General features: G+C 37.9%; 7 protein-coding genes. 1 reads left to right on the forward strand and 6 read right to left on the reverse strand.

Annotated features, from left to right (window positions below; translation table 11 throughout):
• Nucleotides 1-37 precede the first annotated feature (37 nt).
• From AC2TFD_RS26525 to AC2TFD_RS26535, 3 genes are all read right to left on the reverse strand, one after another.
• The gene (locus AC2TFD_RS26525) at nt 38-1558 is read right to left on the reverse strand and encodes a glycoside hydrolase family 31 protein (RefSeq protein WP_484674262.1); all 1521 of its coding nucleotides are present in this window, start codon (nt 1556-1558) and stop codon (nt 38-40) included.
• 139 nt (nt 1559-1697) lie between these two features.
• Nucleotides 1698-3077 (reverse strand): sulfatase family protein, encoded by a 1380-nt coding sequence (locus AC2TFD_RS26530; RefSeq protein WP_484674263.1) that lies wholly within the window; start codon nt 3075-3077, stop codon nt 1698-1700.
• 173 nt (nt 3078-3250) lie between these two features.
• Nucleotides 3251-4831, reverse strand: a complete 1581-nt coding sequence (locus AC2TFD_RS26535) for an extracellular solute-binding protein (RefSeq protein WP_484674264.1) — start codon at nt 4829-4831, stop codon at nt 3251-3253.
• Nucleotides 4832-5052: 221 nt separating this feature from the next.
• Here AC2TFD_RS26535 and AC2TFD_RS26540 point away from each other — a divergent pair, with 221 nt between their 5' ends.
• On the forward strand, nt 5053-7275 hold the full coding sequence (locus AC2TFD_RS26540) for a helix-turn-helix domain-containing protein (protein ID WP_484676366.1): 2223 nt from the start codon (nt 5053-5055) through the stop codon (nt 7273-7275).
• Between the two features lie 39 nt (nt 7276-7314).
• On the opposite strand, the gene AC2TFD_RS26545 is transcribed toward AC2TFD_RS26540, so the two are convergent.
• The 3 genes from AC2TFD_RS26545 to AC2TFD_RS26555 all read right to left on the reverse strand — a co-directional run bounded on the left by AC2TFD_RS26545 (nt 7315) and on the right by AC2TFD_RS26555 (nt 10314).
• On the reverse strand, nt 7315-8373 hold the full coding sequence (locus AC2TFD_RS26545) for a Gfo/Idh/MocA family protein (protein WP_484674265.1): 1059 nt from the start codon (nt 8371-8373) through the stop codon (nt 7315-7317).
• An 81-nt stretch (nt 8374-8454) separates the two neighbouring features.
• Nucleotides 8455-9432: a carbohydrate ABC transporter permease gene (locus tag AC2TFD_RS26550; RefSeq protein WP_484674266.1), complete on the reverse strand. Its 978-nt coding sequence runs from the start codon at nt 9430-9432 to the stop codon at nt 8455-8457.
• A 12-nt stretch (nt 9433-9444) separates the two neighbouring features.
• Nucleotides 9445-10314 (reverse strand): carbohydrate ABC transporter permease, encoded by an 870-nt coding sequence (locus AC2TFD_RS26555; RefSeq protein WP_335514852.1) that lies wholly within the window; start codon nt 10312-10314, stop codon nt 9445-9447.

Raw genomic sequence — 10314 nt, forward strand, 5'->3', positions numbered from 1 at the left:
GGTATAAAAATCCGTAAAAAAGCCATTTACAAATTCTTTATTTTTTTCTATACCACGGCAATCTTGATAAAGGTGCATTTACGGTTTTTGTACATGGACCTTCTACGATACTGCCATCATCCCCTTGCCATGTACCCGCAGGGAAACGGATCGTTTTTTCGTATAAGCCCTTCACTATTACTGGAGCTACTAAAACATCATCGCCTAACATAAACTGATCAACTGTTTTTAAAAACCCTTGATGAGGAAAGGAGTATTCCATATGTCTAATAATCGGTTCTCCCGTTGTGGCTGCTTGCTTTGCAAGCTGAACGATCTCTTCACCAAACTGAGCATGCAATTGGGCCATTTCTATACATAATTGATTATTTTCTTTCGATAATACACGCCAGGGTGCCGCCGAAAATTGCATCATCGGAAATAGTGCTGAACATTGGGCATTGCGAACAAATAATTCCTGGTCTAAATGATCTGCGTTCGTGAGAAAGTTTTGATACTCGCCTCCGCCAATCATGTCAGGACAAGTAAACGCATATCCCATCAAGCCTTGAGCCAAGCCATTTGGTATGAGAGAGCCTAACCCAGAAGTATCCCAGCTATGAAATTTATCACATAATCGTTGACCAATTGCTTCCCCCGCCATTTTCCAACAAGCACGAAATTCATTTAAAGAATATCTCTTTCCCATTTTTGCAAAGCATTCTGCCTGCTCATTGGCAAGAATCGGCTTGGCACATTGGTCATCATCACGATAGTACACAGGATCACCGGCATCAAACTTAAAACCATCAACATTGTATTCATTTATTAAAGAATCAAGCTGTGCTTGATACCAGGCAACCGCTTCCGAATTCGTTAAATCTAAGACCGCACTATATCCATTCCACCACTCTCGAATAGCTGGGCTTCCATCACGATTCTTAATTAAAAAATCCTTTTTTACTAGATCACGATAATTCGCACTATCTGGACTAATAAAAGGACAAGTCCACAGCATCACTTTAAAGCCTAAATCATGCAGTTTTTGGACCATCTCCTTCGGATTTTGAAATCTGCCTGGGTGAAAATCCCAAGTCCCATAATCTTCCTGCCAATTATCATCAATCATAAAGATTCCAGGAGGCATGTCATTGGCAATAATCGCCTTTGCATATTCAAGGATCTTCTCCTCTTGCTGATCATACATAAGCTCAATCCATGTATTGTATTGAGGGGTTAAAAACATATCTAGATCAGGATGCTCCCCTGAAGGAGGGAAAAACCTCGCTTGTACAGCTTTGTATGCCTCCCTTAAAGTTCCATAACCCTCTCCCTGCTCAATCTTCCCAACATGTTCAATCCATAAATATCCATTTTTTACTTTGAAATCAAACGGCTTTTCAGACCAAATATATCTTCCTTTATTGGAAACTAACACTGGATTGGCTTGATTGGGGGTAACTATCGGATTCAGATTTCTTTTTATCTCTGCTTCTCCAAACGGCATCAAAACTCCATCAGATACTGCCCCTCCCCACCAATACTCATCTTCCAGTAGTTCCAATTCTAAATAACCCACCTAAAAAATCCTCCATTTCTTAATCCCTTTTTACCACCCTAACAAATACCAAGTTCCTCTCCCTTCATTCAAATGAATGGGAAAACCCTGACAAGCAATCAGGGCCTTAGTAACGATCAACAGCCATGTTTAACACAGCTTATTTTTTAAATTCCTTTGCGTGCAATGGCCCACCCTCGTTCATAACTGTCCATAATGGATCCACATCAAAATCCATCGACGACATCATCTCATCATGCCACTCATTAAGGAAATAAACCGCTTCCTTACAAATATCGCGCCTTTCCTCGGCAAGATTAACTTGTTCATAGGGATCTTCAGTTAAATTAAACAGCATTTCTTTTGGAAAACCGTTGTGCCCATCATGATACGATCGAATATATAACCAGTCACCAAATCGAACACTTCGCTGGCATACATGAGCACATTGCGAAAGCACTAAATAATCTCTTCCTGTTGGATTCCCATTTATAATACTGTCTGCATAGCTTTCCCCATCCCAGGATTTTGCTTTTTGTCCCCCTAACAAACTGGCAAGTGTCGGGGCAAGATCAAGATGATAATGCAGTCCCTCATCGACAGTTCCCTTTAAACCATTAGGCCAGCGGATAATCATTGGAATATGACATGTTCCTTGGTCAGCTGTTCCATGCTCAGAGTAAATGCCTAACTCACCCATATTTTCCCCATGATCGGCGCTAATCAGGATCGCTGTATCTTCCATAACCCCTAATTCTTCTAACTTCCGCAGAACCTGTCCGACATGATCATCCATATAGCGGATGGCACAATCATAATTGTCAATTATCATTCTTAGATCATCGTAGGCTGCAATCTGCTTGCCATGTCGGGGCCATTTATAATAATGTGTCTTTGCGAGTTCATTCATATGGTCAATACTGTGTTGATTCACCTTCTGTTGGTGAAGCTTAAAGACTTCTTCCGTTAACCATTCAGGCATCGGTTCATTGGCAAAAGGATCGCCATATTCCTCAGGTGTTCGATATGGGGTATGCGGATCCCAGAAGTTCAAATGTAAAAACCAATTATCTGCATCCCCATTATCCTCCAGCCATTTAAGAGCAACGGGAAGAACGTGTTCAGCAGATTCTCCGCCGCCTCTGCCGATATTTAATACTTCATTAAAACCTGCATTGAACGTCCATGCAGAATGTCTTTCAGCAAATGTACTAATAGTAGCTGTTTTAAATCCGAGCTGACGCAGTGAGCCTGGCAGACTTTCTCGTGTTAAACGATCGCCAAAACCGCGGCTTGGTCCTTCACGTCTCATATCAGCTGCAGTTCCCCCATGACCAACTACACCGCTATGTATACCAAATTTCCCCGACATTAAAGCAGAACGTGATGGTAAACAGGGAGCATCAGAACAATAATAGTTGGTAAATCTCACACCTTCCTTTGCAATCTCATCAATATTCGGCGAAGTATTGCGATGGTATCCATAGCAGCCTAAGTGATCAGGACGCAGTGAGTCTAAATCTAAATAGAGAATTCTCATTAAATAATCAACCACCCTTGATTAATAATAAATATCCATAGAGCCTTTTACGGAGAATCGCTCTATATTTCTCAAGCTTACAACTCACTATAAAAGAACGTAAATATGTAGTATTTGTTTACTTGTCTTATGCACCACAGGAGGCTGCAAGGGCTTACAAGAATGATATGTTATTATTGGGCAATTACAAATCGATCATAAGCGGTTTGATATACTTCCACCAATTGATCGACACCAAAGTCCTTTATTGTCTGGACATAGAGATCCCAATTAGAAAGGGGTTCTTCTCCAGTGATAAACTTTTCTTCCATTTGTACAACATAATCATCTAAAACAGTTGCAATGCCAGTAATTTGCTCCAATTCTTCCGGTTTTAAAAATACGTCAGGAAAAGGGACTTGACCGTTTGCAATGATTTTCGTTTCGGTTTCCCGGTAATTGAACTCCGAAAATTCATTTTTAAACGATTTTGCATATTCGATTTGGTTCCAATACGGTACATTGATTCCATAATTCGGTGTTAAGGTTCCGCGATGATTCGTTGGCAGGCCAGAAATATATTTCCGAATCGTTTTTTCATTATCTGCCCATTGCCATATGTCTCCCTCATCTAAGGAGTGCAGGAATATCGAACCCTCAGGGGAGTATGAATAATCAATCCAGCGAATCGCCGCTTCGGGGTAAGGATTGGACTTCGTAATCGCAAACTGGCCGACACTTTGACCACTGCTGATTGGGATAATCGGTTTTGCGACATTAGGGCCTTTTACAGGTTGCATCATGGGATTTTCTAAGTTATCAGACATTCCCAAAAAAGCTCCCGGTCCCCAGCTCGCGTACAGACCGACTCGATTATTATAACCTTTTGCATATTTTTGCTCATGAGATTGCGAGAAGGTTTGATAATCGAGAATGCCCTCTTTCCATAATCGCTGCATAAATTCTAAATAGGCTTTATACTCCGGCTGAATCGCTCCATACTTGACTTGACCGTTATATACTCCATGATTGGTCGAAACAATGCCAAAGAACCCCATAAACCATTGGTTGATTTCCTCCAGTTTCGCAGCCGTTAAAGGGATTTCATCCTTTTCCCCATTCCCATTGGGATCTTCATTTTTCATTCTATTTAATAATTCATACAATTCATCTGTCGTCTCGGGGAGTTTGGTTACATTTAAAGTTTTTAGAAACGAACCATTGTACCAGAGCGGACTTCGATACCATCGCAGGGAGCGGTCAACGGATGGTAGTGCATAAATATGACCATCTAAAGCGGTAATCGATTTTTTTATATCCGGGTGTTCTTCAAACATTTTTTGGATATTTGGTGCGTATTGTTCAATTAAACCTTCCAGCGGAACTAACAATCCTTGGTTGCTGTATCTTGTAATTTCACTGTTAGTTAAAGATGATGCATAAAAAATATCTGGAAGTTCATTGCTTGCAAACAGGAGTTTTTTCCTAGTTGTAAAAATATCAGTGGGAGGTGTATTAAAGATAAAATGAATATTCGTTTTTCTTTCCATCTCTTTGAAATATTTCATGTTCTCCCATTTTGCGACCCCGACATTGGGAGCAAACATCGTTAGCGTGATTTTCTCATCAACAATCGGGAATCCCTTTTTATTGATTTCTACTTTTTGCTTTGAAGCCGTCTCGTTCTTTTGATCTTGTACGTTTCGAAAAGTGCAGGCTGATAAGGCACCTAATAGTAAGAAAAAGCTCAAAAATACCAAAAATCGTTTTTTCATCATGTAAACCCTTTCATAATTAAAATAATCAGAAGCACTTAAATTTCAAAGTAATTACTCTATAGAATAATACATAAATTGATAGATTTATCCCCTTTTGCCAAAATAATTAAAATTTTTCTATTTTTTTTATATATATTTTTAGTTTTCCTGCCCTTTTTACTTAAAATATTCTTTATAATGAGAGTATCATATTTTTGAGAAAGGAAGGTGAATGTTTGGTGTTCAAGATTCCATCTAGATTGCAGCTCAAATATATACTTTCCTATATGCTAATTTTCCTCATTCCATTTTCAACGATGGCATTCATTCTTTATCAAAACTCTGTCAACAGTTTAAGAGAAGAAATTGAACTTTCAAATATGAATAATTTAAATAACATTAAAAATTTAACAGATAATCGTTTAAAAGAACTGGAAAAGACAGCAACACTCATCTCCTATGATCCTAAATTAACATCTTTTATGATTAGTAAAATTGAGTTTCAATCAGATGCAATCAGACTATTGACCAAGTATAAAGAAACTGGTTCGATTATTACGGATTTATATCTAATTTATCACAATCAATCTTTAATTTATTCTTCTAAGGGATTAATGTCTAGAGATACTTTCCTGAGAAACCGGATGGATTTACAACACTCAAACCAGGATATTCTAATGGATGAGATCATGAAAGTAAACTCACCATATGTCTCTACCAGCCTGAAGCTATTTTATAATCATCCCGTATTTTTGTATCCGCTTACCTCTGGTTCCGAACATTCTTATGGATTAATCACATTACAATTGGATGAATCGTTTTTTAAAGAGTTAATTCAAAACACGCTCGGCAGCTTCCAAGGGGATGTATTTATTTTCAACCAAATGGACGAGGTCATCGGGACGTACTCCAATAACAAAGTTTCAAGTGTAGAAGCAGCTGATTTTATTGAAATCGTTAATGACAAATCCGGCATCAGTGAAGTAAAAATCAATAACGTAAATTACTCGATATCGAAAGTCAAATCCGAAACGAGCAATTGGTCATTTGTTACCGTTATTCCGACGGAACAGTTTTTCAGCAAGGTTTCAGAGTTTAAAACATTTATATTCATGGTGCTATTCTTCATCTTCATTGTGACTTCTATTGTTTCATTCTATATTTCTCTTAGACAATATGGTCCAATTAAAAAACTAATCGAATTTGTTCAAAGAAAAGATACTGACTATCAAGTAACAAATAAGAATGAATTAGCCAGCCTGCAAATGTCCATCGAGAATGTCTTTAACAGCCATGAGTATTTAAATGATAGATTTGCCAAACAGGAACCATTAATCCGCGATCAATGTCTGATCATGCTTCTCCAAGGTCAGATGAAGGCTGTGGAACATGCAAAGGAATTGTTCGAATCCTTTGATTTCAACTTTGATGATTCTTATTTTTTTGTGATGACGGCTTCCTTCCCTCAGTTACATTTAAGCGAAATTAATTTAGAAGAATTAGAGTTTAGGACCAACCAGCTGCTGGCCGATACAAAGGTGTATGAAGTGGAATTAATTAATGAAAATCTGCTCACATTTATAGTGAATCGTAAAACGGATAACCCAACTGAAAAACAGCAATTTTTAAACCGGTTTGAACTATTGCTATTGGAGCTTGAACCTTCCATCATCATCGGAGTCGGAGAAACTTATAAAGGGAAAGAACAAATAAATCGTTCGTTTATTGAGGCATCGGCGGCACATGAAAGCGGTAAGCTGAATGAAAAACAAGGGATTACCTCCTTCCTGCATCTCAAAGGATCCCAAGAATCCCTTTGGCTGCCAAAAGAGCAACTGCTTAAATTATCGCACAGCTATAAACAAGGTAACGCTGAAATAGCGAAAGAATCGACGAAAGCTCTTTTTGCTTGGTTAAAGCAAAATCAATCTTCGATACTGTTATTTAAGCACATGAAATACGATATAATTAATACCATTTTTAAAACAGTTACGGAAACAGACATACACTTTAATCTTGAAAAACTATATTACTTAACTGAAATTGAAGCACTAGACCAGTTAGAGGAGAAACTTGCAGTATTTACCGACGAAATCTGTCTCGAAATAAATAAAAACAAAGAAAATCAAAAATACGAGCTGCAATCCAATATTTTTAAATATATCGCCCAGCATTATAATCAATATGATTTAAGCTTAGAGAATGTAGCCAATACATTTAACCTTTCTACCTCCTATTTAAGCCGCTTTATAAAAGAAGAAACAAGTATTACCTTTTCCCAATATGTATGGGAATTACGGCTTAATGAGGTGAAGAAACAATTAATAGAGACGAAGCTGCCAGTGAAGGAGATTGTCTCGGAAGTTGGCTATATCGACGTTCCGAATTTTACAAGAAAATTTAAAAGTGCCGTCGGGGTTACACCAGGAGAATATCGTAAATTAAAATCAGAAGTAAATTAAAACAATAGGCTGTACCCTATGGGTACAGCCTATTTTCCTTTAATCAAATATGATTTCTTGTTTTTTCGCAGCTGATTCGTAAATAGCAGTTAATATCTTCATCATTTCGACGCCATCATCAATCCCGCCGATTGGCTGCTTACCAGTTAGACAGCAATTGACAAAGTGATTAATTTCATTCTGAAAACTATCAGAAAAGTGAAACCATGGGTGATCAATTTGCGGTGTACTATTCAGAATTGTATTGTTCTCCTCATGCACAATGACAAGGCTGGGATCAATTTCTGCACCGCCTTTATCACCAAAGATAACAGCACTCGACTGATCCTGTTTCGCATGAAGCGTAAAGCTGACATCAACCATTAAAGACGCACCATTTTCAAAGCGAATTAAAGCATTAGCTAAATCCTCGACATTATTATCCGGAGAGTAATCAGCCGCTTTATAAAAGGAAAGGTTTTGAATATTTGTGCGGTTACCTAGCTTGTTATACGTATTCGCACTGACGGTCTTCACCTTTGGCCGGCCCATTAAGTACCATAAGAGGTCGAGGATATGGACGCCAATATCAATTAATGGACCTCCTCCGGAACGGGATTTATCCGAAAACCAGCCCCCTGGGTTTCCCAGTCTTCTTAAGTTGGACGCTTTCGCATAATAAATATCACCTAATAAACCTTTATCGATATACTCTTTTAAAACAGTAATACTAGAAGCATGACGACGGACATAGCCAATCATAAATTGTTTATTGTTTCGTTCTGTTGCAGCTTTGATTTCCAGTGCCTCATCATAATTAATACATAATGGTTTCTCACATAATACATGCTTTCCCGCATCTAATGCAGCGATGGAAATTTCCTTATGAGTATTATTCCAAGTAACCACACTAATGGCGTCCAGCTCCGGATCTTTTAGCATTTCCTGATAATCTGTGTATACATCCGAAATCGAATATTTTTTTGCTTTTTCCGCAGCACGTTCTTCCACCAAATCACATATAGCGGCTAATTCCACATCAGGATTATTTTTATATGCCTCCAGATGTGCTTCTGATAACGATCCTGCTCCAACTACGCCAACCTTTAACTTTTTCATTTTTTCCTCCTCTAATAATAAATCTTTTCATATAAATTTCACTTTTCTCGTCTTATGAATCACAGAATGATAGACCTATGATTATTCTACTAGACCTGTACGTTCTACCCCTTCTACGAAATGACGCTGGAAAGCCATGAAAATCAGTAATGGCGGCAAAATTGTAAGGAAGCTTGCTGCCATTTTAATCGCTCCAGCTTCAAATGATGTAATTTTCTGGTTCTCAATATAACTTGTTATAACTCGGTCCATCTGAAGCAATTCACTAGCCAAAGGTAAACTTTTTGCATCTGATAAAAACATTTGTGGAAAATAAGTATCATTCCACGTCCATACAAATGAAAAAAGAAACACAACTAAAATTGCGGGTTTTGCTAGTGGCAGCATAACCTTTAAATAAAACTTAATCGCTGTTGCCCCGTCAATTTTGGCCGCTTCTTCGAGCTCCTTTGGCTGAGTAAGAAAGAATTGGCGGAAAATAATGACGAATAATGCCCCTTTTACCCCAAAACCAAATATTGATGGGATAATCAAAGTAAGAATGGAATTGTCCAGCCCTAAATTTCGAAATGCAACAATTGTCGGCAAAACAATAACTTGCGGCGGGATAATAAAGGCCAATAACAATAGCCCAAAAACAAGTTTTTTAAACGGAAAATCCAATCGAGCCAAAGCATATCCAGCCAAGCCAGTTGAAATACAATGGAAAACTGCTGCACTTAATGCAACGATAAAGCTGATTAAAAAGGATTTTGTATAATCAAGCATCTCCCACGCTCTTTGTATATGACCTAAATAAAACTCCGTTGGAATCCAAGTAACCGTAGGGTCAATGAGATCCTCTGTACTCATCACCATGTTAACCAGCATTTTCAAAATGGGGTTAAGATAGATATAGGAAGTTGCGATAAAAATCGTGTATAAGATGGTCTTGAAAAGAAGGCCCTCATTGATTTCTCTTCCAAGAACCGTATATTTAACGGATTTTAAACTTCGTGTAAGTAACGGATTGTACTTTACTCTATTGGCGGCTTTTTTTATTTCAGCATTAGCATTCATGATCTTCCCTCCTTAACCTTTTGATAATTTCTGACCTCTGTTCAATCGCATAAATATCATCATGACGATGAACAAAAATACAATAATGATAAGGAAATAGATCCATGCAAGTGCACTGCTATATCCATAATTCCCGGTACCTATTAAATCAATGATCGGATTGAATGGGAAAGTAAACATGTCGACAACGGTATAAATTAAATTCAAAAAGATAAACGGAGTCATGGCTGGCAATGTTATTTTCCAAAAAACCTCCCATGGTGAAGCACCGTCTATTCTTGCAGATTCATAAGCCGAAGTGGGAATTGTCTGACGACCCGCCAAGAAAATCAAGATTTGTACACCAGAATACCATAAAACTAGTACAAAGCGATTCAATAATGTTTTAACTGGCTGCGCCCATGAACTGTCACCCAGGAAAGTATCTAAATACGCACCAATGGAAAAACGCTCTAAAAACCCTAAGCTTCCTTCTCCCTGATTAACAAACTCTGTTAATAGATATCCAGTTGTAAAAATGACTGGAAGAAAGAAAATTGCCCGAAACAAAAAACGTCCTCGTAGATTTTGATTTAATAAAATTGCTATTAGCAGTGAAAAGATCAAAATAATCGGTACCATGATGACGACTTCTTGAAAATAGGGAATTAACTCATCATAAAAGGCAGAGCTGTTAAACAAGATTTCCCGATAATAAGCAATTCCATTAAAGTCGTATTCCATACCTTCAGGCAGAACTTTCACCTTGTGGAAGCTCATATAAAGGGAAAATCCAAGTGGAAATGCTAGAAATATCATAAATCCCAATAACCAGGGAGCTATAAATAAACTCCCTTCAAGGTTACGGGAAACCTTTGCACTTAACCTTCGTCTTCCTTGCAA

This window comes from Neobacillus sp. plas4, from assembly GCF_057221695.1.

Bases quoted from the DNA above. Each gene is read 5' to 3' on its own strand.
- AC2TFD_RS26530 (WP_484674263.1), bottom strand. From the start codon at position 3,077: ATGAGAATTCTCTATTTAGATTTAGACTCACTGCGTCCTGATCACTTA.
- AC2TFD_RS26535 (WP_484674264.1), bottom strand. From the start codon at position 4,831: ATGAAAAAACGATTTTTGGTATTTTTGAGCTTTTTCTTACTATTAGGT.
- AC2TFD_RS26545 (WP_484674265.1), bottom strand. From the start codon at position 8,373: ATGAAAAAGTTAAAGGTTGGCGTAGTTGGAGCAGGATCGTTATCAGAA.
- AC2TFD_RS26550 (WP_484674266.1), bottom strand. From the start codon at position 9,432: ATGAATGCTAATGCTGAAATAAAAAAAGCCGCCAATAGAGTAAAGTAC.